Annotated in this window: 20 protein-coding genes; 2 read left to right on the forward strand and 18 right to left on the reverse strand. The window is 43.1% G+C overall.

The window, feature by feature from the left end; translation table 11 throughout:
- Positions 1-7 precede the first annotated feature (7 nt).
- The gene (locus VIB_RS01945; protein WP_004394304.1) at positions 8-1,222 is read left to right on the forward strand and encodes a multifunctional CCA addition/repair protein; all 1,215 of its coding nucleotides are present in this window, start codon (positions 8-10) and stop codon (positions 1,220-1,222) included.
- Between the two features lie 99 nt (positions 1,223-1,321).
- Here VIB_RS01945 and eno read toward each other — a convergent pair whose 3' ends face one another.
- The 5 genes from eno to rlmD form a co-directional block, all read right to left on the reverse strand.
- Positions 1,322-2,623: a phosphopyruvate hydratase gene (gene eno, locus VIB_RS01950; RefSeq protein ID WP_004394305.1), complete on the reverse strand. Its 1,302-nt coding sequence runs from the start codon at positions 2,621-2,623 to the stop codon at positions 1,322-1,324.
- A gap of 77 nt (positions 2,624-2,700) precedes the next feature.
- Complete coding sequence (locus VIB_RS01955) at positions 2,701-4,338, reverse strand: CTP synthase (protein ID WP_004394306.1); 1,638 nt, start codon at positions 4,336-4,338, stop codon at positions 2,701-2,703.
- A 221-nt stretch (positions 4,339-4,559) separates the two neighbouring features.
- Entirely contained in the window at positions 4,560-5,363 is an 804-nt protein-coding gene (gene mazG, locus VIB_RS01960; protein WP_004394307.1) for a nucleoside triphosphate pyrophosphohydrolase, read from the reverse strand.
- 122 nt (positions 5,364-5,485) lie between these two features.
- The gene (relA, locus tag VIB_RS01965) at positions 5,486-7,705 is read right to left on the reverse strand and encodes a GTP diphosphokinase (RefSeq protein WP_004394308.1); all 2,220 of its coding nucleotides are present in this window, start codon (positions 7,703-7,705) and stop codon (positions 5,486-5,488) included.
- Positions 7,706-7,770: 65 nt separating this feature from the next.
- The gene (gene rlmD / locus VIB_RS01970; protein ID WP_004394309.1) at positions 7,771-9,093 is read right to left on the reverse strand and encodes a 23S rRNA (uracil(1939)-C(5))-methyltransferase RlmD; all 1,323 of its coding nucleotides are present in this window, start codon (positions 9,091-9,093) and stop codon (positions 7,771-7,773) included.
- Positions 9,094-9,316: 223 nt separating this feature from the next.
- Between rlmD and barA the strand changes: the two genes are divergently transcribed.
- On the forward strand, positions 9,317-12,106 hold the full coding sequence (gene barA / locus VIB_RS01975) for a two-component sensor histidine kinase BarA (RefSeq protein ID WP_004394310.1): 2,790 nt from the start codon (positions 9,317-9,319) through the stop codon (positions 12,104-12,106).
- 79 nt (positions 12,107-12,185) lie between these two features.
- Here the strand turns inward: barA and VIB_RS01980 are convergent, their stop codons facing one another.
- The 13 genes from VIB_RS01980 to lepA form a co-directional block, all read right to left on the reverse strand.
- The gene (locus VIB_RS01980; protein WP_040903832.1) at positions 12,186-12,863 is read right to left on the reverse strand and encodes a response regulator; all 678 of its coding nucleotides are present in this window, start codon (positions 12,861-12,863) and stop codon (positions 12,186-12,188) included.
- An 18-nt stretch (positions 12,864-12,881) separates the two neighbouring features.
- The gene (locus tag VIB_RS01985) at positions 12,882-15,548 is read right to left on the reverse strand and encodes a sensor histidine kinase (protein WP_004394312.1); all 2,667 of its coding nucleotides are present in this window, start codon (positions 15,546-15,548) and stop codon (positions 12,882-12,884) included.
- 84 nt (positions 15,549-15,632) lie between these two features.
- The gene (kdpC, locus tag VIB_RS01990) at positions 15,633-16,274 is read right to left on the reverse strand and encodes a potassium-transporting ATPase subunit KdpC (protein WP_004394313.1); all 642 of its coding nucleotides are present in this window, start codon (positions 16,272-16,274) and stop codon (positions 15,633-15,635) included.
- A 10-nt stretch (positions 16,275-16,284) separates the two neighbouring features.
- Entirely contained in the window at positions 16,285-18,306 is a 2,022-nt protein-coding gene (kdpB, locus tag VIB_RS01995) for a potassium-transporting ATPase subunit KdpB (RefSeq protein WP_004394314.1), read from the reverse strand.
- A gap of 2 nt (positions 18,307-18,308) precedes the next feature.
- Positions 18,309-20,033, reverse strand: coding sequence for a potassium-transporting ATPase subunit KdpA (gene kdpA, locus VIB_RS02000; RefSeq protein WP_004394316.1), 1,725 nt, complete (start codon positions 20,031-20,033; stop codon positions 18,309-18,311).
- An 11-nt stretch (positions 20,034-20,044) separates the two neighbouring features.
- Positions 20,045-20,125 (reverse strand): K(+)-transporting ATPase subunit F, encoded by an 81-nt coding sequence (kdpF, locus tag VIB_RS18305; protein WP_083797734.1) that lies wholly within the window; start codon positions 20,123-20,125, stop codon positions 20,045-20,047.
- A gap of 291 nt (positions 20,126-20,416) precedes the next feature.
- Positions 20,417-20,794, reverse strand: coding sequence for a holo-ACP synthase (gene acpS, locus VIB_RS02005; protein ID WP_004394318.1), 378 nt, complete (start codon positions 20,792-20,794; stop codon positions 20,417-20,419).
- 6 nt (positions 20,795-20,800) lie between these two features.
- Positions 20,801-21,532: a pyridoxine 5'-phosphate synthase gene (pdxJ, locus tag VIB_RS02010; RefSeq protein WP_004394319.1), complete on the reverse strand. Its 732-nt coding sequence runs from the start codon at positions 21,530-21,532 to the stop codon at positions 20,801-20,803.
- Positions 21,529-22,254, reverse strand: coding sequence for a DNA repair protein RecO (gene recO, locus VIB_RS02015; protein ID WP_004394321.1), 726 nt, complete (start codon positions 22,252-22,254; stop codon positions 21,529-21,531). Before recO ends, pdxJ begins: the two co-directional genes overlap by 4 nt.
- A 142-nt stretch (positions 22,255-22,396) precedes the next feature.
- Positions 22,397-23,362, reverse strand: coding sequence for a GTPase Era (gene era, locus VIB_RS02020; protein WP_004394322.1), 966 nt, complete (start codon positions 23,360-23,362; stop codon positions 22,397-22,399).
- Positions 23,355-24,032, reverse strand: coding sequence for a ribonuclease III (rnc, locus tag VIB_RS02025; protein WP_040903835.1), 678 nt, complete (start codon positions 24,030-24,032; stop codon positions 23,355-23,357). Before rnc ends, era begins: the two co-directional genes overlap by 8 nt.
- Before the next feature lie 37 nt (positions 24,033-24,069).
- Positions 24,070-24,966: a signal peptidase I gene (gene lepB / locus VIB_RS02030; RefSeq protein WP_004394329.1), complete on the reverse strand. Its 897-nt coding sequence runs from the start codon at positions 24,964-24,966 to the stop codon at positions 24,070-24,072.
- Between the two features lie 84 nt (positions 24,967-25,050).
- Complete coding sequence (gene lepA / locus VIB_RS02035; RefSeq protein ID WP_004394330.1) at positions 25,051-26,844, reverse strand: translation elongation factor 4; 1,794 nt, start codon at positions 26,842-26,844, stop codon at positions 25,051-25,053.
- Positions 26,845-26,870 lie beyond the last annotated feature (26 nt).

Here is a 26,870-nt window from a genome sequence, read left to right on the forward strand (position 1 = left end):
AGCCTCTGTGCAAGTTTATCTCGTTGGTGGCGCGGTGCGCGATCAATTACTCTCTTTGCCAGTACATGATCAAGATTGGGTCGTCGTCGGCAGTAGTCCAGAGCAAATGCGTCAAGCCGGCTATCAAGCGGTCGGTAAAGATTTCCCTGTCTTCTTACACCCTGAGACAAAACAAGAATATGCTCTGGCTCGTACTGAGCGTAAAACAGGATCAGGCTATACCGGATTTGCTTGTTATTACGCCCCAGATGTCAGTCTTGAAGAAGACCTCGCTCGACGCGATCTGACGATTAATGCCATAGCACAAGATAACACTGGCAAGCTGATTGATCCTTATGGTGGCCAGCGTGATTTGCACAATCGTCTCTTACGCCACGTTTCTGATGCCTTTATCGAAGATCCGCTTCGTGTCCTTCGCGTCGCACGATTTGCGGCAAAGTTGGCGCACCTTGGGTTTGTGATTGCTAACGAGACAATGCAATTAATGACACAGATCGCTCAATCTGGAGAGTTGCATCATTTAACCGCGGAGCGCATCTGGCAAGAGTGGCATAAATCGCTTTCGACCGCGAATCCAGAGGTCTTTCTCTCTACACTGCGCGAATGTGGGGCGCTGGCGATCATATTACCTGAAATTGACCGCTTATTCGGTGTACCACAACCAAAGCAGTGGCACCCTGAAATAGATACCGGAGTACACACGTTAATGGTCGCCGCACAAGCGGCAAAGCTCTCTCCATCCATTGCGGTGCGTTTTGCTGCGCAAGTACATGATGTTGGCAAAGGAGTAACACCGCAGAGTGAATGGCCAAGCCACAAAATGCACTGCCATACCGGAGTTAAAATTATTAACGCGTTATGCGAACGTGTCCGCATTCCTAATGAGTGCAAAGATCTAGCATTATTAGTCTGTGAGCAGCATTCAAACATTCATCGAGCGGCAGAGCTTAAAGCGAGCACCAAGCTTAAGATACTCGATAAACTCGATGTCTGGCGTAAACCCGAGCGTTTATATGACGTTTTGCTCTGTTGTCAGGCGGATCACGCAGGTCGATTAGGCTGCGAAGCAAACGCTTATCCGCAACGCGATCTATTTCTTAATGCTTATCAAGCGGCTCTAAGTGTCGAGGTACAGCAGGTGATCGCTGATGGTTTTCAGGGTAAAGCCATTAAAGAAGAGCTTAATAAACGGCGAATACAAGCGATTAGCGCAGCGGCATAAGCCCTACTGTACCGGCCTTGTTCCTATCTTCAATACAAAAAAACGCCCTGCTAGGCAGGGCGTTCTCTAAGCGATGATGCTAAGCCGTATCCAAAAGGATTACGCTTGGCCTTTCACTTCTTTTAGACCGTTGAAAGGAGCACGACCAGCTAGTGCTTCTTCAATACGGATCAATTGGTTGTACTTAGCAACACGGTCAGAACGGCTCATAGAACCTGTTTTGATTTGACCTGCAGCAGTACCTACCGCTAGATCAGCAATCGTTGCATCTTCAGTTTCGCCTGAACGGTGAGAGATAACTGCAGTGTAACCAGCATCTTTCGCCATCTTGATAGCTGCCAATGTTTCAGTTAGTGAACCGATTTGGTTAAACTTGATCAGGATTGAGTTAACAATACCTTTCTCGATACCTTCTTTCAGGATCTTAGTGTTGGTTACGAACAGATCATCACCCACTAATTGTAGCTTGTCACCAAGCAGTTCAGTTTGGTGCTTGAAGCCATCCCAATCTGACTCATCAAGACCGTCTTCGATAGATACGATTGGGAACTTGTTAGCTAGCTCAGCAAGGTAGTGGTTGAACTCTTCTGAAGTGAACGTTTTACCTTCACCTTTCATGTTGTAGATGCCAGCTTCTTTGTCGAAGAACTCAGAAGCAGCACAGTCCATCGCTAATGTGATGTCTTTACCTAACACGTAACCCGCAGCAGCAACCGCTTCTGCGATAACTTCTAGCGCTTCAGCGTTAGATTTAAGGTTAGGAGCAAAACCACCTTCGTCACCGACAGCGGTGTTGTAACCTTTAGATTTTAGAACTTTAGCTAGGTTATGGAACACTTCTGCGCCCATACGTACTGCTTCTTTTAGCGTTTTTGCGCCAACAGGTTGGATCATGAACTCTTGGATATCTACGTTGTTATCGGCGTGCTCACCACCGTTGATGATGTTCATCATTGGTAGAGGCATAGAGAATTGACCAGGGGTGCCGTTTAACTCAGCGATGTGCTCATACAAAGGCATACCTTTAGCGGCAGCGGCTGCTTTCGCGTTCGCTAGTGATACCGCAAGAATCGCGTTCGCACCAAACTTAGATTTGTTTTCCGTGCCATCAAGGTCGATCATCACTTGGTCAATCGTCGCTTGATCTTTGGCGTCTTTACCGACAAGAGCATCAGCAATTGGGCCATTAACCGCAGCAATCGCTTTAAGAACACCTTTACCTAGGAAACGAGACTTGTCGCCGTCACGTAGCTCAAGCGCTTCGCGAGAACCAGTAGATGCACCAGATGGAGCAGCTGCCATACCAACGAAACCGCCTTCTAGGTGTACTTCAGCTTCTACTGTTGGGTTACCACGTGAGTCGATGATTTCACGACCTAGAACTTTAACGATCTTAGACATTAATGTTTCCTCTCATTGAATTTAAATGTCAAAACTAAAAGGATAGCCGCACAACTTAAGCCGCTACCCATATCCTTTTACTTTAATTCACCGCGTTGGAACTGACCGGCTGCTTTCACAAAACCTGCAAATAATGGATGACCATCACGAGGCGTCGATGTGAACTCTGGGTGGAATTGAGCCGCAACAAACCATGGATGAGCTGGGTTTTCAATCACTTCCACTAGTTTCTTGTCTGCTGACAATCCAGACACTTTCAAGCCTGCTTTTTCAATTTTTGGACGAAGATGGTTATTCACTTCGTAACGATGGCGATGACGCTCATGAATCGTCGCGCTACCATAAAGCTCATAAGCTTTGGTGCCTTTCGTCAAGTGGCAAAGTTGCGAACCTAAACGCATGGTGCCGCCCAAATCGGAACTTTCGGTACGCTCTTCTACGTTACCTTCACCATCAACCCACTCGGTAATTAAGCCTACCACAGGGAATGGGGTTTCTTTGTTAAATTCTGTTGAATGCGCGCCTTCCATACCGGCGACATTACGTGCGTATTCAATCAACGCCACTTGCATCCCTAGACAGATACCTAAATAAGGGACATTATTTTCACGTGCATATTGAGCAGCAAGAATTTTACCTTCAATACCACGATCACCAAAACCACCCGGAACCAAAATAGCATCAACACCTTCTAAGATTTCAACGCCTTTGGTTTCAACATCTTGCGAATCGATGTATTTAATATCTACGCTTAAACGGTTTTTAAGACCCGCGTGTTTCAATGCTTCATTAACCGATTTATACGCATCCGGTAACTCGATGTATTTACCGACCATGCCAATCGTCACTTCACCCGTTGGGTTAGCATCTTCATAAATGACTCGTTCCCACTCGGTAAGATCGGCTTCTGGAGCGGTAATACCAAATCGTGCACATACCAAGTCATCTAAACCTTGTGACTTGATAAGCTGAGGGATTTTGTAGATCGAATCAACATCCTTCATTGAGATAACGGCTTTTTCAGGGACGTTACAGAATAGAGCAATTTTCTTACGCTCATTCGCAGGGATCACTCGATCACTACGACAAACTAGAATGTCAGGTTGAATACCAATCGAGAGTAGCTCTTTAACCGAATGTTGGGTTGGTTTGGTTTTTACTTCACCAGCGGCAGCAAGATAAGGCACTAACGTCAGATGCATAAACATCGCCCGCTCACGACCAACTTCGATCGCTAGCTGACGAATGGCTTCCATGAAAGGTAAAGACTCGATATCACCGACGGTACCACCAACTTCAACAATCGCGATTTCATGGCCTTCAGAGCCAGCAAGAACACGATCTTTGATCGCATTGGTAATATGAGGAATAACCTGAATCGTTGCACCTAGGTAATCACCACGACGCTCTTTACGCAATACATCAGCATAAACACGACCAGCAGTAAAGTTATTGCGCTTAGTCATTTTGGTACGAATAAAACGTTCGTAGTGACCAAGGTCAAGGTCAGTTTCAGCGCCATCTTCCGTGACAAACACTTCACCATGTTGGGTTGGGCTCATTGTGCCCGGATCAACGTTGATGTAAGGGTCAAGCTTCATCATGGTCACTTTAAGACCACGAGCTTCTAAAATCGCCGCAAGCGATGCTGCTGCAATACCTTTACCTAGAGAGGATACAACCCCGCCAGTAACAAAAATATAATTTGTTGTCATGTTTAACCTGAAATTGGTTGAATGAGGGAAATGGATTTCTTCTGGACGGGATAAAACTATACCAGAACCCATTTATCGCCACAACGTGAAATCTATCACACTCAGTTTTTTATTTTTTGCTTCAAATCAAACAGATTGAAGTCGGTGCTTTTTCTTTGCTCACCACGGTTGATTAACTCGCTCAAAATGACGCAGTGAGAAGATCCATGCGATACATGGAGTCAACGAACCTTTTTCTCTTGTCGTTTCACTTGCTCCCATAACGCATCTAACTCGTTTAATGTCAGGCTAGTTAGTGGCTGCTCAGCTAATGATGCTAATTGCTCTACGGCTTGAAAACGGCGTACAAATTTATGATTGGCTTTATTTAAGGCCAGTTCAGGATCCTTACCTAAATGACGAACCAGATTAACCGTCGCAAACAGTAAATCCCCAAGCTCTTCTTCTACCTTTTGCTCATCGACGGGCACTTGCAGTACTTCCGCCATCACCTCATCTAACTCTTCCTGCACCTTCTCCGCCACAGGGCCGATACTTGCCCAATCAAAACCAAATTGAGCGCATTTTTTTTGGATTTTATTAGCCCGCGACAAGGCCGGTAACGCCTGTGGTATTGAGTCTAGAATACTTTGTTCTGTTTTGCCTGCTTGCTGCTTTTCTTTACGTTTTTCTGCCTGCCAATGGGCGTTGAGTTGCTGCTCATCGGCAAACTTGGCGTCAGAAAAAACGTGCGGATGTCGGCGAGTGAGCTTTTCATTGACGGTGTCTACCACATCAGAAAACTCGAATAATCCTTGCTCTTTAGCAAGCTGGCTATAAAAAATCACTTGGAACAGTAAATCGCCGAGCTCTTCTTGTAAGTTAGGCCAATCTTGCTGGACTATCGCATCGACGACTTCATAGGTTTCTTCGATGGTATGCGGAATAATCGTTTCAAAGGTTTGTTGTTTATCCCATGGGCAGCCATGCTCTTTATCACGTAACTGCGCCATAATCTGTTCAAGTTGTACAATAGGATGAGACATACTTTCTCTTTACTGATACGTAATAACGAGGCCAATGAGCATCATCGCACCTCGTTATTGATTAAGGGCTAATCAGCGACATGGCGCCATCGCCACTCGCACTGATCGGCGTAGGTCGTGGTTCAGCCCAATCGTTTGACGAGCATAACGTCTTTGATTTGCTCCGTGCGCTTCATGATCCGCTGTAGAACTTCAACACTATTGACCTCTAACTCAAAGTCCATAATCGTCAATTGACGTTTATAATCACTGCGGTTTTTCATGCTGATCACTTTCACTTTCTCGTTAGCCAGTAATGTGGTGATGTCTTTTAATAACCCGCTGCGTTCCATCGCTTCAATCCGTAACGTCAAGCGATAAGTTCCCACAAAACCTCGTCCCCAAACCGTTTCAATGATGCGTTCAGGAGCATGGTGACTGAGTTCTTCAAGCTGCTCGCAATCGCTACGATGTACCGAAATACCGCGTCCTTGAGTGATATAACCGCGAATATCATCACCAGGAATCGGCTGACAACAACGAGCAAGATGGGTCATTAAATTATCCACCCCTTGCACCACGACCGCATCCTTGTGAGTGGTTTGAGTCGTGGTCGTTTTTACTTCACCGGCTAATTTTTCTAAGGCGATCTTATCTTCTTCTTCAGCGGTGGGCTTATTCACTAATGCATTGATATGATTAATGATTTGATTAATGCGCAGATCACCACTGCCAACACCAACGTAAAGCTCATCGGCGCTATTAACATTAAAGCGCTTTAACGCGTACGCTTCGGCATCTTTTAACTTAGCGCCAATTTTTGCCAATTCGTTTTCGAGAATTTCACGCCCCGCTTCAAGGTTTTTCTCTCGGCTCTGTTTACGAAACCAAGCGTTGATTTTGGCTCGAGCCCGACCAGAATGCACAAAGCCCAGTGATGGATTTAACCAATCACGAGAAGGATTAGGCTCTTTAGCGGTAATAATTTCTACCTGATCTCCCATGTGTAATTTATGGGTAAACGGCACAATTCGCCCTGCCACTTTAGCGCCAATGCAGCGATGACCCACTTCTGAGTGAATATGGTAAGCAAAATCGAGCGGTGTTGCGCCCATCGGTAAATCGACGACGTCACCACGCGGCGTAAAGGCATAGACCCGATCGTCAAAGACTTGACTGCGCAGTTCATCAAGCATTTCCCCTGAGTCGGACATCTCTTCTTGCCAATCAAGCAGCTTACGTAGCCAGGTGATTTTTTCATCATAACCACTACGAGCCGTCGATGCGCCTTCTTTATATTTCCAGTGTGCGGCAACGCCAAGCTCAGACTCTTCATGCATCTGCTTAGTTCGGATCTGAATCTCAATGGTTTTGCCTTCGGGGCCTAAAATCACCGTATGAATCGACTGATAACCATTAGGTTTCGGATTGGCCACATAGTCGTCAAATTCGCCCGGCAAGTGTTTATATTTAGTATGCACGATACCTAAAGCGGCGTAACAGTCTTGCAATTTATCAGCGATGATCCGCACCGCACGCACATCAAACAGCTCATCAAACGCGAGGTTTTTCTTCTGCATTTTGCGCCAAATGCTGTAGATATGCTTAGGACGACCACTCACCTCTGCATTGATATTTAATGCTTGCATCTCTTGGCGAAGATCATTGACGAAATCACGGATGTATTGTTCACGGACAATACGCCGCTCAGAGAGCTGTTTAGCGATTTGTTTATAAGTATCTGGTTGTTGATAACGAAACGCGTAATCTTCAATTTCCCATTTTAACTGACCAATCCCCAAACGGTTCGCTAGTGGCGCATAGATATTGGCGCACTCTTTAGCTGCGGCGCGACGCACTTCATCAGGCTGGTCTTTTACTTCACGTAAATTGCAAATTCGTTCTGCTAACTTAATGACTACACAACGAAAATCATCAACCATCGCCAACAACATACGGCGAACATTATCAACTTGTGCCGACGCTTCACTGCCTTGCATGGTGATATTGAGTTGCCCAATCGCTGCCATCTCTTCAACACCATGAATCAACTTGATGATCTCTTTGCCGTAATGCTCTTCGAGTTCTTCTTGATCCAACAAACCGCTGGTGGCAATCGGAAACAGTAGCGCTGCCACTAAGGTGGGTTTATCCATCGACAAGGTGATCAATATTTCGATCATTTCCCGTCCACGCCATAGCAACATTGGACCTTGAGAGTGCCCCTCAAGCCAATGATCACACTGACGATAGACTTCCATCAGTCTCGCCGTCGTTTTGCTATCTTGCTGCAAACTAGCAATCCATTTTTCTAGTTCAAACTGTTCGTCTGGGTTTAAATGTGCGCTACGAACCGCAACCATAGGGATAATCCTAATTTTTAGATTTTAGGGTATCGACTGACTTTCGCTCCCGAAAGTTCAGCCGCTTACCGATTTTTTACAAACAGAGCCATCGATTCTAAATGACTAGTATGAGGAAACATATCAAGCATAGCCAATTTCGCCAAATGATAACCTTGATTGAGTAAGCTTTGGCTATCACGCGCTAAAGTTGCGGGGTTACACGAGACATAAACAATACGTTGAGCCGATAATTGTCCCAACTGTTCAACAATCCCTGCTGCGCCCGCTCGCGCCGGATCAAGCAGTATTTTATCAAACTTTTCAGCCGCCCACGTTGCCTTGGTCATATCTTGTTCCAAATTGGCTTGGTAAAAGGCGCTATTATTGATCTGGTTCAAATGAGCATTCTCACTGGCCACTGAAACCATCTCATCGACGCCTTCAACCCCAACCACATAGTGAGCAATGCGTGCCAGCGGTAAACTAAAATTGCCTAAGCCACAAAAGAGATCAAGCACTCGGTCATTGGCTTGAATCTCTAGCCATTCGATAGCTTGGGCAACCATGCGCTGGTTGATGGATTGATTAACCTGAATGAAGTGAGTGGGCAAAAAATGCATCGTCACTCCCGTCTCTTGATAGTAAGGCGTTTCACCTTGCACATGCTCCAACGGGTGATCATCGGTCAACAAATACAATGCCAATTGATGACGCTGAGCGAATTCAGACAAACGTTGCTTATCGGCACTCGGTAACGGCGCTAAATGGCGCAATAAAAGCACACTGGTATTATCGGCTTTGATCAACTCAACATGCCCCAGTTGTTCTGGCTGCTTAAACCCACTTAGTAAAGGTTTTAACTCAGCTAAGCATTGATTAAGATGAGGTTCAAGGACTGGGCAATCCGTCACATTGACAATACTTTTACTCTGTTTACGCCGAAACCCAACCTGCAATTGCCGTGTTTTTTTATCCCACCATAAACTGAGTCGCGCTCGGCGACGGTAGCCTTTATCTTCATCAATGATAGACGCTGACAATGGTACCGCTTGCTTAGCGAACTTACTCATTAAATGGCTAAGAGTTTGCTGTTTATGAGTAATTTGCGCTTCACGAGAGAGGTGCTGTAAATCGCATCCGCCACACTGCTGATAATATTGGCAAAATGGCACGACGCGCTCGAGACTAGGAGTAAGCACTTTGATAAGCTTCGCCCGCGAAAATTTGCTTTTACTCTCAGTGAGTTGAATCACAACTTCTTCACCAGGCAACGCTCCATCAATAAAAATCGGTTTGTCTTGCTGATACGCAATCCCCGCGCCAAGATGATCCAGCTTAGTCACCATGACTGACTGATGTTTAGATTGAATCGAGGTGTTCTTCTTCGCTTGGAAAAAACGTGCCATGCTCTGTGCCTAAGTGTGATTTATAAAAAGGTTTTTGCCCCAGCATCACTATTCTGTGTGGGGAAGATTGTCGAAGCCATTACTCTTGCATTAAGCTATAGTGGCTTAGCGTTGTGAGCAGACAACCTCCGTCTGACTCAACAACGATAGCGACTTATTGAATAGCTTCGCCACTGTAATGCGGGTTATTTTCCCATATCCACACCACGATGTTTAGACAATAATGACCAAATATGGCTTACGTGCGCGTGTTATTACCCTGACTTTAGCACCAACCTTAATTATTGGGTTACTGCTTAGCGCTTTATTCTCATTCAATCGTTACCACGATTTGGAAATTCAGGTTCTCAATTCTGGCGCAAGTATCATTGAACCGCTGGCGATTGCCAGTGAAGAAGCGTTAAAAAACCAAAGCAGAGAATCGGTACGACGGATCATTAGTTATGCTCATCGTAAACATTCCAAATTAGTACGCAGTATTGCGGTGTTTGATGCTCGCCATGAGTTATTTGTTACCTCCAACTTTCATCCCAACTTTGAAAGCTTGATGTACCCTAAAGAGCAACCGATCCCCGTCCTCGGCAGCGCTCAGCAACATGATAACACCCTGATTCTCCGTACACCGATTTTGGCAGAAAGTCGCCTACTCGAAGATAATACTAACAGCGCGCGCTCGGTACCGGTACTGGGCTATATTGCCATTGAACTGGATCTGTCTTCGCTGCGTCTGCAACAATATCAAGAGATTTTCTCCGCCTGCTTAGTATTAATTATGGGCTTAGTGCTCTCTAGCGTTTTCGCCGTTCGCCTCATGCACGATGTGACTCGTCCTATTACCCATATGAAAAACATGGTTGACCGCATTCGACGCGGCCATTTAGACGTTCGAATTGAAGGGAAAATGCATGGTGAATTGGACTCGCTACGTAAAGGCATCAATGCCATGGCGGTCTCGTTGTCCGAATACCATGTAGAAATGCAACACAGTATTGATCAAGCCACCTCAGATCTGCGTGAAACCCTTGAGCAATTGGAGATCCAAAACGTTGAGCTGGATATTGCCAAAAAACGCGCTCAAGAAGCCGCTCGAATTAAATCTGAGTTTTTAGCCAATATGTCACACGAACTGCGTACTCCGCTCAATGGGGTGATCGGCTTTACGCGTCAAATGCTAAAAACCCAGTTAACCAACAGCCAAACTGACTACCTTCAAACCATTGAAAAATCAGCCAATAACTTATTAACCATTATTAATGACATCCTTGACTTCTCGAAGCTCGAAGCAGGCAAGCTCGCTCTTGAAAATATTCCCTTTGAATTTCAAGAAACCTTAGAAGAAGTGGTTAATCTGCAGGCCACCAGCGCCCATGAAAAAGGCTTAGAAATCACGCTAAAAGTTGATCCAAAGATCCCGTTAGGCCTCGTCGGCGATCCACTGCGCATTCAACAAGTCTTAACCAATTTAGTCGGCAACTCGATTAAGTTTACCGAACGTGGCAACATTGATATCAGCGTCGAAATGCGCTCACAACGGGATGATATGGTTGAGTTGCAGTTTATGGTCCGCGACACCGGAATCGGCATTTCAGAACGTCAGCAGGCCCAGCTCTTCCAAGCCTTTAGTCAAGCGGATGCGAGCATTTCGCGTCGTTACGGTGGCACAGGTTTGGGCTTAGTCATCACGCAAAAGTTAGTCGGGCAAATGGGCGGCGAAATCAGTTTAACCAGCCGGCTGCATCAAGGTTCGACATTCTGGTTTACGCTGCGTTTACCTACGACAACCATGCCAATCAGTGATTGGGTTGATACGCAGGCTTTATTAGACAAGCAACTGTTACTGGTCGAACCTAACATGCAGGCCGCTTCTATTGTTCAGCAACAGTTAGTGCAAGCCGGGTTAACCGTTACCTATCGCTCATCGATGCCTGAAGAATCGGAACACTACGATTATATTTTACTGAATTTATCGCCAACGAAAGAAACCGACAGCACCATCGTGGAGCAATGGATTCAACAAGCGTTGCAATCTGCCCCCCATGTCATTATTGGTACGCCAAGTACCGAGCTGGCATTGGCAGACCAACTGATGAAGCATTATCCGGTACAATGCGTCACTAAACCGTTGTCACGCCGCAAACTATTGCAAACCTTATTAGCTCATCAGCCGACACTACCGACGCCTATCGAGCAACCGCGTGAAATAGATAAGCTGCCCTTGACCGTGATGGCGGTTGATGACAACCCAGCAAACTTAAAACTGATCAGCGCCCTACTGCAGGAAAGGGTTGCACAGGTGGTCACTTGCAGCGATGGAATAAGCGCGGTAGAGCAAGCGACACTGCGTGCTTTTGATATCATTTTAATGGATATTCAGATGCCACATATGGATGGGGTTAGCGCTTGTAAAGCGATTAAACAGTTACCGCTCAATACCACCACGCCGATTATTGCGGTAACCGCACACGCCATGGCCGGAGAGCGAGATCGGCTGCTCAAAGCGGGCATGGACGATTACCTAACCAAACCCATTGAAGAGCATATTTTACAACAAGTACTGGTGCACTGGAGTCCAACCCACTTAACTCATGGTGTAGAGAAACTTCCCTTGAGCCACCATCAAGCAGAGCCGCTCCTCTCGCCCCACTCTACCGCCAATCCATCCTCTTCAATGGTGATTGATTGGCCGCTGGCCTTAAAGCAAGCCGCAGGCAAAGAAGACTTAGCTAAAGAGATGCTACAACTGTTGGTCAGCTATCTTCCTGATGTGATTCAAGTGGTGAATCAAGCACAGCAAGATGATCAGTATGCGTTAGATGATTTACTGCATCACATCCATAAACTACACGGAAGCTGCTCTTACAGTGGTACTCCATCACTAAAAGCCATCTGTGCAACCTTGGAACACATGCTGCGCTCAGGGAGCCAACTCAGTGATATCGAACCAGAATTATTTGAACTGCAAGATGAAATGGAGAAGCTACTCAGCGAAGCGCCACAATATTTACTAACTTAATATAGCTAATTATAAAATATTCACTGAGGTAGTATTAATCAATACGACCTCAGTGAATATCATTGTTAATTATTTACATTTAATTATCAAAACAAAATCTGTAGCCTACACCTGGCTCTGTTCTTAGGTATTTAGGATTTAATGATTCATCGCCTAATTTTTGTCTAAGGTGGCTAATAACAATTCGTAAATAATGAGTATCTTGACTATGACCTGGCCCCCATATTTCTCGCAGTAACTGCGTCTGAGTAATAACACAATTAGGCGATGATGCCAGAATCGACAATACCCCATACTCTTTAGGTGTCAATTCAACTAGCTCATTATCAAACATTACAACTCTACGAGTTAAATCAATCTTTAAACTCCCATCATCTAATACTGCCTGTTGCTCTGGCTTAATATTATCTCTTAAACAAACTCTTATACGTGCTAATAGCTCAACAACGCTAAATGGCTTAGTGACATAATCTTGAGCACCATTATCTAGAGCCTTAACTTTTTCGTTATCTTTGTTCCTAACCGACAATACTATAATAGGAATAGAACTCCAACTACGAAGCTCCTTAAGCACATCTTGCCCATCTAAATCAGGCAAACCAAGATCCAGTACAACTAAATTTGGCTGATGACGTGCAACCATACTTATTCCAATATTACCATTTTCTGCTTCTATAATTTCATAGCCTTCACTACCTAAAGCAACACGAAGCATTCTACGAATTTGAGCCTCATCATCAATCACTACTATTTTCATACTCACAAGTATACAACCTTACTTTATTTCTACAGTCGGATATGCCAGAGGCAGCTCAATCTCAAATCGAGTTCCTCTACCATGAGCTCTATCTTTCACTCTCACTTTACCACCATGAGCACTAATCATTCCTTTGCAAATAGCTAAACCCATTCCTGTATTATTTTTCTTATTATCACCATCGGAAATAACATAAAACATATTAAAAATACTATCTTTCTTATCATCAGGAATTCCAGGACCTCGATCTTCGATAGCAATTATACATGAGTTATTGTCAATATTTAGATGGACAGCTATAGATTCTTTCTCTGGTGTATAACGAGATGAGTTTTCTAATATATTAAATATAGCCTGCTCAATTAAAGCAGCGTGAACATACAGTAAGGGAGCATCTTCTTGAGAAAAATAATTAACTTTAGTGTTTGGGAAATAGCGTCTTAATCTTGATATTACACTAGAAACAATATCATCAATAGAAACCCAATCTCTTTCTATTTTTAGCCCACCATAGCCTAACTTTGTCATATCCAGAAGGTTTTGAATATAACTTTCTAAACGACGACTTTCTTGAAGAATAGTATCTAACATCTCTATTTTTTGAGATTTAATCAATTTGTCATCAAATTCTTTTAATGTTTCAGCAGCCCCCATCATTGCAGACAAGGGAGATTTTAAATCATGGGATACCGATGAAAGTAGCGAAGACCGAATTTGCTCAACTTCTGTTTTTACACGTGATGCTTCAAGATCGGTACTCAATCGAATTCTCTGCCAAGTATTTGATGCTTGGTTTAACATCGAATTTATTAAGTCCTTATCAAACTGCGTAAAATCTCGATGATTTTTTTTCCAACCAATAACAACAACACCAATCGTTAGCTCATGATGAACAATAGGAATGACGGTAACTTGTGAAGCATTCAAAGTATCGGTAAATCGCCCGGCTGGCTTAGCATTTGCTAATGACCAGCTGATCGCCGACTCATCACATGCTTTTAATTTAATATTGATAAACGTTGAAGGAAAAATAATCTCATCATTCTGTTGAGTGACAAACCAACTAGGGGCTTGCACTAGGGAAGATATATTTTTGCAAACTGTAGACCATAATGTTTTTTCACTTTCAACAATGGAAAGCTGCTGGGCCAACTCACGTAAAATTTCCGCATAACGATTAGACTCTTTTAATAAAATAAATTGATTTCTAATACGAGATGCTGTAGGACCACTTACTAATCCAATTATAATTAAAAAAACAAGTGTCGCTATATCATCTTGACTATATACTTTAAATGTTAACAATGGCTCCGTTAACAAAAAATTAAAACTTAAAAATGAATAAATAGCAGCAGCAATAGCTGGCCTCGCTCCTAATTTTAATCCTGTTAATATGATTGATAAAACAAACACTAAAACTAAATTGCCACTACTCAATACTTCTTTAAGGGCAAGTGCTAGTAAAGAAGCTAAACCTACATTAATCAATGCATAAATATGTTTTTTAATACGATTGTAAATTGGATCTATTGGATTAGACTTTACTATTTTTACTTTTGATTCAGGGGAGTGATAAACTGATACCTCTAAAGGTAATCCAGATTCAATCAAACGCTGATATAAACGCTTACGCCAGAATAAATAACGATAACGTTCACCAACTCCAACTAAAACGGTACTTGCTCGTTGGTCAATTAAATAAGAATAAACGGTATCGTAACAACTTGAACCACGCATAATCTCCACTTTAGCACCAAGATCTTTCCCAAGATTCAATGCATCGTTAAGCATTTTTCTTTGTTGAGAGGTCAGCGGACTTCCTTTATCAACCCATACAACGCTCCATAATATTTGACGCCGTTCAGCAATTTTCCTACCTATTCTAATTAGATAACGGTGATCACTATTCGCACTGACCAATACAACAAGATTATCTTGGAGTGTGTAACTTATTTTCCCCTGTTCAGCATCAACCATAGTGTTCCAATGGCTATCAACTTTGGAAATCACTCGCTTCATCGCCAATTCTCGTAATGCCGTTAAATTAGCAATCGAGAAAAAGGTATCTAATGCCAACTTAGCATACTCAGGTAAGTACACTTTACCTTGGTGTAACCTTTCAATTAAAGCAACTGGCGGCAAATCAATAAATCGAATCTCATAGGCATCATCAATGAAGTTATCAGGTACAATCTCACGCACAGTCACACCTGTAACTTGTGCAATGACATCATTTAAACTGGAAATATGCTGAATATTAACCGTTGTATAGACATCAATTCCTGTGGATAACAACTCAGAAATATCTTGCCACCTTCGTATATGACGGCTGCCTGGTACATTGGTGTGAGCTAACTCATCAACTAAAATAAGTGATGGTTTACGTTGCAACGCTGCATCTAAATCAAACTCAGTGAGTAGCGTATGTTGGTAATGAATATTCTTACGAGGGAGGATTTCTAGCCCTTTCATCGTGGATTCAGTTTCTTGTCTGCCATGAGTTTCGACTAATCCAATAACGACATCAACACCGCGCTGTAAACACTCCTTACCTGCATTAAGCATAGCGTATGTTTTACCAACTCCCGGAGCCGCACCAAGGAAAATCGTCAACTTTCCTTGGCTTTCTTTCTGGATTTGACAGAGTAATGCTTCAGCCTTTTGCGAACGATGCTCTTCATGCATAAATAATGATATAACCTCTTAATAATAGAAGCATAAAAACATGCCCATTATAAAAATGGGCATGTTTTATTTTTGACAAGTAACTTAAGAACGAGTAGTTAATCTGTCAAGTGCTAAGTTTAATTTGAGAACATTTACACGTTCTTGTCCAAAGATTCCCCATTGAGGACTCTCTGTATATTCATGAATAACCTGCATCACAACCTCTAATGGTAATTGACGATTCGCTGATATTCTTGCAGCTTGAACTTTAGCCGACGATAAAGAAATATGAGGATCAACGCCAGATCCAGAGGTTGCCAATAGATCCACAGGAATATTTTCTGTAGAAATACCATTCATATTTTGCTGAATGATACTATCTTGTTTAACTCGCTCTCTCAATTCAGGATTACTTGGTGCTAAATTACTCCCACCCGTTTCCATGGGGTCATACCCTACAGCGGTTGGACGTCCATGAAAATATGAGTCTGATACAAAGTGCTGACCAATCAATTCTGAACCAATTAATTTTCCATTTTTTTCTATTAAACTTCCTGATGATTGATAAGGAAAAAGTGCCTGACCTAATAAAGTAATCAACCCTGTATAAACTACACCACAAAGTAATAGAAATACGAAAGTTGCACGAATAGCACATATAATTTGTTGTATCCAGTAAGCTACCATACCAGTTTGTGAAATATTCAACTCTCTCTGAGAATAATAGTTAACATCTGTCTTCATTTTACTTATCCTAATACAGTGTTCCAATCAACATATCTAATGCTTTGATCACAAAAAATGGTAATACCATCCCACCTAAGCCATAAATAAGCATATTATTTCGCAATAATTTGTCGGCGGAGGCAACACTAACCTTGACACCTTTCATTGCCAGTGGAATAAGAGCAGGAATAATCAGTGCATTAAAGACTAACGCAGCGATAACCGCAGTTTCAGGGCTATTGAGTCGTAAAAAATCAAGCATTCCAATCGCTGGAATTGTCCCAGCAAAGATTGCAGGAATAATAACAAAATACTTTGCAACGTCATTGGCTAGTGAAAACGTCGTTAATGCACCTCTTGTTATCAGTAGCTGTTTACCGACTTCAACAACGGACAATAATTTTGATGGATCAGAATCCAAATCAACCATATTACCAGCTTCTTTAGCCGCTTGAGTTCCAGAGTTCATCGCCAAACCGACATCAGCTTGAGCTAATGCCGGAGCATCATTCGTTCCATCCCCCACCATCGCCACTAAACGTCCTTTGGCTTGCTCTTGACGAATTAAAGCCAACTTATCTTCAGGTTTAGCTTCTGCAATAAAATCATCAACACCAGCTTCCGCAGCAATAACACCAGCCGTAATGGGATTGTCTCCGGTTACCATAATAGTTCGAACCCCTAATGCTCTTAATCGAGAGAAACGCTCTGCAACACCAGGTTTAACAACATCAGATAGTGCGACAACACCTAATACACATTCATTTGATGCAACAACTAAAGGCGTTCCTCCTTTTTGAGCAACTCTACGAACTAATGTATCGGTATCCTGAGGCCAGCTGAGATTTTTATCTGCGCTCCACGCTTTGATTGCATCACTCGCTCCTTTTAACTTAAGAGACTTATCGGCTAATCTGAGCCCTGATACTCGAGTTTTAGGAGAAAATGGCAGGAATTCACTTCCTTTAGGTTTAGCATTTATTTGAATACTTTTACTCAAAGCCAAACTTAAGATCGACTTTCCTTCTGGTGTTGGATCATCTAATGAGGCTAATACTGCAGCATCGATAAGAGCCCTTTCCGTCACTCCATCAACAGGTAAAAACTCTGTCGCTTGACGATCACCAAAGGTTATTGTTCCCGTTTTATCGATTAATAAAGTATCAATGTCCCCAGCAACTTCAACAGCTTTACCTGATTTTGCAACAATATTTGCTTTTAATGCTCGATTCATCCCTGCAATACCTATCGCAGGTAATAAACCTCCTATCGTCGTAGGGATCAAACAAACCAATAGAGCAATAAGCATAATATAATCTAATTCACTACCCATAAAGTTTGCCATGGCAGGAAGAGTCATTACGGTCAGAAGAAACACGGCAGTTAATGCTGATAACAATACCGTTAATGCCATCTCATTAGGCGTTTTTTGACGCTTAGCACCTTCAACCAGACCAATCATACGATCTAAAAAACTGTGGCCAGGATCATTAGAAACTTCAAAAATTATTTCTCCCGTCAATAATTTTGTACCACCAATCACACTTGAATGATCAGTACCAGCTTCACGCAGTACGGCTGCGGACTCTCCTGTTATTGCCGATTCATTAACCGTTGCCACTCCTATAACAATATCGCCATCTGCTGGAATATAATCACCTTGAACAACACGAACCCGATCCCCTTTCGCTAAATTTGTTGCAGCAACCCAGTGCTCAAAGTCTCCATCGATACGACGAGCCCTTAATGATTGCTTAGCTGAACGTAAACTAGCTGCCTGACCACGACTTTTCGCTTCAGCAACAGACTCAGCTAAGTTAGCAAACCATACTGTAAAAAATAGGATCAATGTCGTGATAAAAGGCATAATATATGACTTTTCATGGACAAGATTATGAATAGTAATACCGATACAAAGTACGGTTCCAACCCAAACCACAAACATAATAGGATTAGACAGCATTTTTTGTGGCAATAGTTTTTTGAACGAATCGACTAAAATATGTTTCCATTCAATATAAGTATCGTTACTTGCAATAGATTGATTCATAATTAATTCCCTACTACTGATGTCGTTAATTCAAGAGCTTCTCCAATAGGCCCAATAACGGCAGCAGGTAAAAATGATAAAACATTAATGATTAGAATAACGGCGATAAGAGTAGCTGCGAAAGTCGGAGATTCTAAACGCAAACTACCTGCATTTGACGGACTCACTCGTTTTTTAGCTAAAGATCCAGCGATCATTAATGGAATAATTAAAGGTAAATAACGACCTAAAAGTAATACAATTGAGCAGGAAATATTCCACCAAATCGTATCATCTGATAGTCCTTCAAAACCGGAGCCGTTATTCGCAAACGCTGATGTATATTCATAAAAGACTTGAGATATACCATGGAATCCGGGATTGGAATTTCCAGTCAAACTAGGAAAAGTCAGCGTTATTGCAGTAAATGATAAAATCGTCAGTGCTGGTAGTAGAATTAAACTGGATAGCATCGTTATCTCTTTTGTTTCAATCTTACGACCAAATATCTCGGGCGTTCGACCAATCATCAGACCAGAAAGAAAAACAGCTAACCAAACATAGACCATAAAGGTCACAAACCCACCACCAATCCCCCCCCAAATGGCACTGATAAGCATACCGCTCCGAGTGATTAAGCCACCCAAAGGATTAAACGAATCATGCATAGCATTAACGGAACCATTGGAAGTTTGAGTAGTAAAAGTTGCCCATAGTGCCGAAGGTCCTACCCCTAATCGTACCTCTTTGCCTTCCATATTAGGGCCACTTTGACTTAACCCCTGAAAAGCAGCATTTGGCTGAAGTTCGCTATACACTGTTAATGTAATAAAACTAACACTAATGATGCTCATAACGACAAAAGTCATCACTGAAAAAGATTTGCGTCTCATCAATCCACCAGCCATAAAAACGATGGCCATCGGAACCAGTACTAAAGCAATAGTTTCAATCGCATTACTCACTGGTGTTGGGTTTTCTAATGGATTACTACTGTTTGGCGCATACCAACCCCCACCATTTGTACCTAGTTGCTTAATTGCGACCATCGCAGCAACTGGCCCGACAGGTATAGTTTGATGGGTCAGCTCAGATTGAGAATCAATAGTTTGTATCGTTTGAGAAGCAGAAAATGTACTCGGAACACCTTGCCAGGATAATGCCAAGGCAAATACACATGCCAAAGGAATCAAAACTCGTAATGTACCTTTTATAGTATCAACATAAAAATTACCCAGTAGACGCTCCTCGCCCTCTTTGGCGGAATCATTATTAACGCCACCAGTCATAGCCTTGATAATTGCCACACACACAGCTAATCCCATCGCAGGAGTAATAAATTGTAAGGTTACAATCAAAGTTCCTTGCGATAGATAAGTTAATTGAGCCTGTCCCGAATAGTGCTGTTGATTCGTATTCGTTAAAAATGAAATAGCAGTATGAAGCGCTAAATCCCAAGATAAAGGGTCAATACCATCAGGGTTTAATGGGAGTATATGCTGATACTTCAAAATTAGAAAAGCAACAATTCCTAGCATTAAATTACTAACAAGAAAAGAAAACGCATATTGTTTCCATGTCATTAATTTATCAGCATCAATTCCTATTAAACGATAAATCAACCTCTCGATTGGGTTAAATATATGATCAGGAAGATGTTTTTTATACAAAAACACCTTCGTCATATACAACCCTAAAGGTAATGCTAACCCAAACGCTAATAAACAAATTATAAATATTTCTAACATATTGCCCACCGTTAAAATTTTTCAGGGGCATACATTGCCACTGATAAATAAATAAATAACGCAATAGAAAGAAGTAATAGCAACCATTCCATCTCTAGTTTCCTCAATAAATGAACAAAACTAAGATAAAAGGGATTGAAGTAAATTCTCTAGATTACAACATTAAAAAAGCATAAATTATTCGTAAAGATACTCAATAATAAGCCCAAAAGTGTGAGAATGTCTTACGCTGATTTTCGTCAGTATGCGATGGATGGCAGATATCATACAGCTATACCTAAACTAATTGGAGTGACCAGTAGACAGTAGGTAAAGCGCAGATAAATGATGTGATGGAGTAAAACGAACGTAGTCAAAGCATTGACTCAGAAACGAGAGAAACTTTATGACTCAAAAATCACCGTAGCGACAGCATAATGTCGCTCATCGGAAAGCGATAGATGAATGGATGTGACTTGCATGGCTTCGGCGAGTTGCTGCGCTCGCCCATGCAGAATTAGATGAGGTTTACCTTGGGCATCATTGGTAATTTGAAAATCATGGAACGTGACACCATTGGCGATCCCGGTACCTAAGGCTTTGGCCGCCGCTTCTTTGGCAGCAAAACGTTTGGCTAAAAAGCGCGCGGGCTGTTTTAAAGCCGCACATTTAACCTGTTCTTCAGGAGTGAGGATCCGCGCCGCAAAGGCGCTACCACTACGGGTAAGCACCTTCTCAATGCGTTCAATCTCAGTAATGTCTGTGCCTAAGCCAACAATCATCGACAATTAACGACGCACGTTATCCATGATCGCTTTCATATCCGCGACCGCTTTGCTCAAACCATCAAACACCGCTCGGCCAACAATCGCATGACCAATGTTCAGCTCATAAATTTCAGGGATAGCAGCAATTGCCGCTACGTTGTGGTACGTCAACCCGTGTCCGGCATTGACCGTAATACCAAGATCGCTGGCGTAGGCTGCCGCTGCCGCGATTTTTTTCAATTCATTTTGCTGCTCTGTCTCATTAGAGGCTTCTGCATAATGCCCAGTGTGCAATTCAATAAAAGGCGCACCGCATGCTTTTGCTGCGTCAATTTGCTCACGATCGGCATCAATAAATAGAGAAACTTTAATTCCTGCAGTGGTCAATTTTTCGGTCGCGGCTTTCACTTTCTCTAACTGTCCCAGTACGTCTAGCCCCCCTTCAGTGGTCAGCTCTTCACGCTTTTCTGGTACCAAGCAAACAAATTCAGGCTGAGTGTTTAAAGCAATTTCGAGCATCTCATCGGTCACCGCCATCTCAAGGTTCATCCGCGTTTGCAAGGTTTCGCGCAAAATACGCACATCACGGTCTTGAATATGGCGACGATCTTCTCGCAGGTGAATGGTAATGCCATCCGCTCCCGCTCGCTCAGCGATCTCTGCCGCATGCACAGGATCAGGGTAACGGGTACCACGCGCGTTACGTAACGTGGCAACGTGGTCAATATTGACACCTAAAAGAATTGAGCTCATGTTTCTATACTCCGTGCTCTAGATAGCGTTGTTGGTCGGAATAACTCCCGACTTTTTAAAGGTTTGCCGCCAAGATACGGCTTTAAGGCGATACGTGTAAAGCGCTTTGCGGCTTGTAATTGATTTTTGGTGGTAAAGCGTCGCTCACTGATCGCAATCAGCTCATCGCCATAAAAGGTTAAATTATCGCGTCTTACCGATGCAATAAAGCCTTTTTGTTCACGATAACGATAGGTCATCGTCGGAGTGATTGGCTCACCGGTGCCCGCACAATGTAAAAAATCAACGCCATAGCCAAGAGAGGACAATAATGCCAGTTCGAAACGACGCAAAGCTGGCTCAGGATTATCACTTTGTGCTAACTCAGTCAGCGCAAACAAATAATCATGAAATAGGGCGGGACTGGGAACGTCATTCGCTAAGACCCGGCCAACCAATTCATTGACGTACATCGCCGAGTAGAGACTGATGCCACTTAAAGGAAGACCTAAGCTTATCGACTCAGCCTGACGTAATGTCTTCATGGTGCTGTTGCCAGACCATTTCAGCAATAGTGGAGTAAACGGCTGTAAAGCGCCTTTAAGCTGAGAGCGCTTGCCACGAGCCCCCTTCGCCATCAACGTTAATCGACCATACTCTTCACTAAATACATCTAAAATTAAGCTTGATTCGCTATAAGGACGGCGATTAAGGACAAAGCAACGCTGAAAACCATCAATCATAACGACACCAACCACTCCAATCAAAGTACAGCGTAGAAGGCCAAATGTACGATGCAAAGAGCCGCATAAAGCGACTCTGTCTTATTCGTTAAGCTCATTGTGGATCATCTTCTGGTGTGCCGTTTAACTCACCAGAAACGATTTATAAATCGTCAATATAGCCTAATGAACGTAAAGCTCGCTCATCATCAGCCCAACCAGATTTCACTTTGACCCAAGTTTCTAAATAGACTTTACGTCCAAACAACTCTTCCATATCGAGACGGGCTTCACGACCAATGGTTTTGATTTTCTCACCCTTTTTACCAATGACCATTTTTTTCTGGCCAATCCGTTCGACCAAAATCAGGGCATTAATATGGAAACCATCGGTTTCTGGGTTGTAATCAAAACGCTCAATCTCTACGGTAACCGAGTAAGGTAATTCTTCTCCCGTAAAGCGCATTAATTTCTCGCGGATAATTTCCGAAGCCATAAAACGCTGTGAACGATCGGTCACATACTCTTCAGGGAAATGGTGCGTTGCTTTCGGTAAATGATGACGAACATGCTGATGCAGCACATCAATATTTTTCCCCAACTTAGCCGAAATAGGCACAATATCGACAAAGTTCATCAAGCTGGAAAGATCCTGCATGTGTCGCATCACATCGTTACGATCTTTGACGTTATCGACCTTATTGATGCACAGCACGACCGGAAAATTGGCTTGACGCAGTTTATTGAGCACCATCTCATCATCGGCAGTCCAGTGCGTCCCATCCACCACAAACAGTACTAAATTGACATCACTGAGTGAGCTACTGGCAGCACGATTCATTAAACGGTTGATCGCCCGCTTTTCTTCAATGTGCAGCCCGGGAGTATCAACATAAACCGCTTGATAATCACCCTTGGTATCCACACCCATAATACGATGGCGAGTGGTCTGTGGTTTACGTGAGGTAATGGAAATTTTTTGCCCAAGAATATTATTTAACAGAGTCGATTTACCAACGTTAGGTCGACCAACAATAGCGATAAAACCACAGTGTTGGTTATCCGGTGATGAGCTCGGTTGTTGATCTGATGAAAAGTACGCATCAATATCGAATTCTTTATCAGCCATGGTTTAATTGCTCCAGAGCGGTTTCAGCCGCTGCTTGTTCGGCTTTACGTCGGCTAGTGCCTTTACCTATAACTGGTGTGGCAATGCCAGCAACATCACACGATACCGTAAACTCTTGGTTGTGTGCTTCCCCTTTAATATTAGTCACAATATAGATAGGGAGCGGGCTACGTTTACCTTGTAAAAACTCTTGTAAACGCGTTTTAGGATCTTTTTGCGATACGCCGGGTTTGATGGCATCCAATCTCGGCTGATACCAATTTAAGATAATCCCGCGCGCCATCTCAATGTCACTATCCAGATAAATCGCACCGATAATTGCTTCTACGGCATCAGCTAAAATTGAATCACGACGAAAACCGCCGCTTTTCAGCTCGCCTGGACCTAATTTTAAGTAATCTCCCAAGCCAAATTCTCGGCCTAACTCCGCAAGGGTATTTCCGCGTACGAGAGTAGCACGCATGCGGCTCATATCACCTTCATTGATCTTAGGAAAGCGACGATATAATTCGTCAGCAATGACAAAACTTAAAATTGAATCGCCCAGAAACTCAAGACGTTCATTGTGTTTACCATTGGCGCTACGATGAGTAAGCGCCAATTCCATAAACTCGGGATCATTAAATTGATAACCGAGTTTGGGTTCTAATCTACTAATTGGAGAATTCATGCTCTCTCGATGTGTTACGGGTCAGCGAAATGCTGACCTAATTAATGCCACCTATACGATTAAATCGCACTCCGGTTGGGATCCAAGCTGGCAAGATGCTATCTGCAGATCGTTCAAATTCAAAACTGATCCAAATAGCAACGGCTTTACCCACTAAGTTTTCTTCTGGTACAAAGCCCCAAAAACGGCTGTCAGCACTATTATCACGGTTATCACCCATCACAAAATAGTGTCCTTGTGGAACAATCCACTCATTAACACCCGCGCGAGGTTGATAATCTCGAATATTATCCATCCGTAACGGGTTAACTAAAATACTGTGCGCCTGCTGGCCCAACTGTTCATCCATCTGCATTAATGGAATATTATTCTGTACAAATTCGCTTTCAAGCACATTAGATAATTTCACCGTTTGGCAACGGGAATCTTGTTGAGTCTGAATGCAAATCTCTTTCGTAGGGCTGTAGCGAACAATATCGCCCGGCATGCCAACCACACGCTTAATATAGTCAATACTTGGGTTAGGTGGGTATTTAAACACCACCACATCGCCGCGCTCAGGCTTGCCAGTTTCCACTAATTGTGTGCGCCATACAGGATCTTTAAGGCCATAGGCGTATTTTTCAACCAGAATAAAATCCCCGACCAATAACGTTGGCATCATCGAGCCGGATGGGATTTGAAATGGTTCAAAAATAAACGAGCGTAATACTAAGACAAAAGCGATCACTGGAAAAATCGAGACCGCATTTTCTACCCACCAAGGTTGTGGCGCGATTTTGCTAACCACTGCCGCATCAATCCCATTGGTTTCGTTCTGCACTTGAGCTTGTTTTTGTAGACGTTTTTTTGACCACAGCCACTTTTCCAACGCCCAGATGATCCCGGTCACGAGAGTAACGATCACCAAAATGAGTGAAAATGTATTCGCCATTGACTTCCCTTATCTAAAAATACGAAAGTGAAAGGGCCAAGACCCTTTCACTTGAGAGCAAATGCTGAACGCACGAGTAAAAGATTAATCTTTACCTACGTGCAAGATAGCCAAGAACGCTTCTTGTGGTAACTCTACGTTACCAATCTGCTTCATGCGTTTCTTACCTTCTTTCTGCTTCTTCAACAGTTTTTTCTTACGGCTAATATCACCACCGTAACATTTCGCTAATACGTTTTTACGTAACTGCTTAACCGTTGAACGGGCAATAATATGGTTGCCAATCGCCGCTTGAATAGCGATATCAAACATCTGACGAGGAATGAACTCTTTCATTTTCTCGACCAACTGACGACCACGATTTTGAGCAAGATCTTTATGAGTGATGATCGCCAACGCATCGACTTTCTCTCCGTTAAGGAGTACATCGACTCGAACCATGCTCGATTCTTCAAAACGTTGAAAACCATAATCCAGTGATGCATAACCGCGTGATGTCGATTTCAAACGGTCAAAGAAGTCTAAAACCACTTCTGCCATAGGAATATCGTAGGTCAACGCTACTTGGTTACCATGATAAATCATATCCACCTGAGTACCGCGTTTTTCAACACACAAGGTAATAACACTACCTAGATAATCGGATGGCACTAAAATATTACAACGCGCAATCGGCTCACGAATCTCTTCTATGTCATTGATCGCCGGTAATTTAGCCGGACTATCAACGTAGAGTGTCTCTTTATCGGTTTTAAGCACTTCATAGACAACGGTTGGTGCCGTCGTGATCAAGTCCAGATCGTACTCACGTTCTAAACGCTCTTGGATGATCTCCATGTGCAGCATCCCTAAGAAGCCACAACGGAAACCAAACCCTAGCGCCGCAGACGTTTCTGGTTCATAAAACAGTGACGCATCATTGAGGCTCAATTTACCCAAAGCATCACGGAAGTTTTCATAATCATCCGATGAGACAGGGAAAAGTCCTGCGTAAACTTGTGGTTTTACTTTCTTAAAACCCGGTAACGGTTTTTCACTGCCATTCTTAGCAAGCGTTAACGTATCACCAACGGGAGCACCTAAGATATCTTTAATACCGCAGACGACCCAACCTACTTCACCACAACCCAACCCGTTAGTATCAACCTGCTTAGGAGTAAAGATACCAATTCGATCCACGCCCCAGATTTGGCCAGTGCTCATGACTTTGATCTTGTCGTTTTTCTTCAAGCTGCCATTTTTGATACGCACTAAAGAAACCACACCAAGGTAGTTATCAAACCAAGAGTCAATGATCAACGCCTGTAACGGTGCCTCAGGGTCCCCTTCTGGTGACGGTATTTGAGAAACAATTTTCTCTAATACATCATCGACACCTAAACCGGTTTTAGCGGAACAACGAACGGCATCAATGGCATCAATCCCAACAATGTCTTCGATCTCTTCTGCAACCCGCTCAGGCTCTGCAGCAGGTAGATCGATTTTATTGAGGATAGGAACGACTTCAAGATCCATTTCAATGGCTGTGTAACAGTTAGCCAAGGTTTGAGCTTCAACCCCTTGACCAGCATCCACCACCAACAGGGCACCTTCACAAGCGGCAAGAGAACGCGATACTTCATAAGAGAAGTCAACGTGTCCCGGAGTATCAATAAAGTTAAGCTGATAGGTTTGGCCATCTTTAGCGAGATAATCGAGTGTCACACTCTGCGCTTTGATGGTGATACCACGTTCACGCTCAAGATCCATGGAATCAAGAACTTGCTCTGACATTTCACGCGAGGTTAATCCGCCACAAACTTGGATTAATCGGTCAGATAACGTCGATTTACCATGGTCAATATGGGCGATGATCGAAAAGTTACGAATGTGCTTCATAGGCTTGGGATGACTAAACTCTTTGC

It is taken from the genome of Vibrio metschnikovii CIP 69.14, assembly GCF_000176155.1.
Lineage (GTDB): Bacteria > Pseudomonadota > Gammaproteobacteria > Enterobacterales > Vibrionaceae > Vibrio > Vibrio metschnikovii.

Excerpts from the sequence above, each read along its gene's own strand:
- rnc (WP_040903835.1), bottom strand. The coding sequence starts at position 24,032 with ATGAATTCTCCAATTAGTAGATTAGAACCCAAACTCGGTTATCAATTT.
- kdpC (WP_004394313.1), bottom strand. The coding sequence starts at position 16,274 with ATGAAGACAGATGTTAACTATTATTCTCAGAGAGAGTTGAATATTTCA.
- pdxJ (WP_004394319.1), bottom strand. The coding sequence starts at position 21,532 with ATGAGCTCAATTCTTTTAGGTGTCAATATTGACCACGTTGCCACGTTA.
- mazG (WP_004394307.1), bottom strand. The coding sequence starts at position 5,363 with ATGTCTCATCCTATTGTACAACTTGAACAGATTATGGCGCAGTTACGT.
- era (WP_004394322.1), bottom strand. The coding sequence starts at position 23,362 with ATGGCTGATAAAGAATTCGATATTGATGCGTACTTTTCATCAGATCAA.
- rlmD (WP_004394309.1), bottom strand. The coding sequence starts at position 9,093 with ATGGCACGTTTTTTCCAAGCGAAGAAGAACACCTCGATTCAATCTAAA.
- lepB (WP_004394329.1), bottom strand. The coding sequence starts at position 24,966 with ATGGCGAATACATTTTCACTCATTTTGGTGATCGTTACTCTCGTGACC.
- kdpB (WP_004394314.1), bottom strand. The coding sequence starts at position 18,306 with ATGAATCAATCTATTGCAAGTAACGATACTTATATTGAATGGAAACAT.
- relA (WP_004394308.1), bottom strand. The coding sequence starts at position 7,705 with ATGGTTGCGGTTCGTAGCGCACATTTAAACCCAGACGAACAGTTTGAA.
- kdpF (WP_083797734.1), bottom strand. The coding sequence starts at position 20,125 with ATGGAATGGTTGCTATTACTTCTTTCTATTGCGTTATTTATTTATTTA.
- VIB_RS01980 (WP_040903832.1), bottom strand. The coding sequence starts at position 12,863 with ATGAAAATAGTAGTGATTGATGATGAGGCTCAAATTCGTAGAATGCTT.
- barA (WP_004394310.1), top strand. The coding sequence starts at position 9,317 with ATGACCAAATATGGCTTACGTGCGCGTGTTATTACCCTGACTTTAGCA.
- VIB_RS01985 (WP_004394312.1), bottom strand. The coding sequence starts at position 15,548 with ATGCATGAAGAGCATCGTTCGCAAAAGGCTGAAGCATTACTCTGTCAA.
- kdpA (WP_004394316.1), bottom strand. The coding sequence starts at position 20,033 with ATGTTAGAAATATTTATAATTTGTTTATTAGCGTTTGGGTTAGCATTA.
- acpS (WP_004394318.1), bottom strand. The coding sequence starts at position 20,794 with ATGATTGTTGGCTTAGGCACAGACATTACTGAGATTGAACGCATTGAG.
- recO (WP_004394321.1), bottom strand. The coding sequence starts at position 22,254 with ATGATTGATGGTTTTCAGCGTTGCTTTGTCCTTAATCGCCGTCCTTAT.
- VIB_RS01955 (WP_004394306.1), bottom strand. The coding sequence starts at position 4,338 with ATGACAACAAATTATATTTTTGTTACTGGCGGGGTTGTATCCTCTCTA.
- lepA (WP_004394330.1), bottom strand. The coding sequence starts at position 26,844 with ATGAAGCACATTCGTAACTTTTCGATCATCGCCCATATTGACCATGGT.
- eno (WP_004394305.1), bottom strand. The coding sequence starts at position 2,623 with ATGTCTAAGATCGTTAAAGTTCTAGGTCGTGAAATCATCGACTCACGT.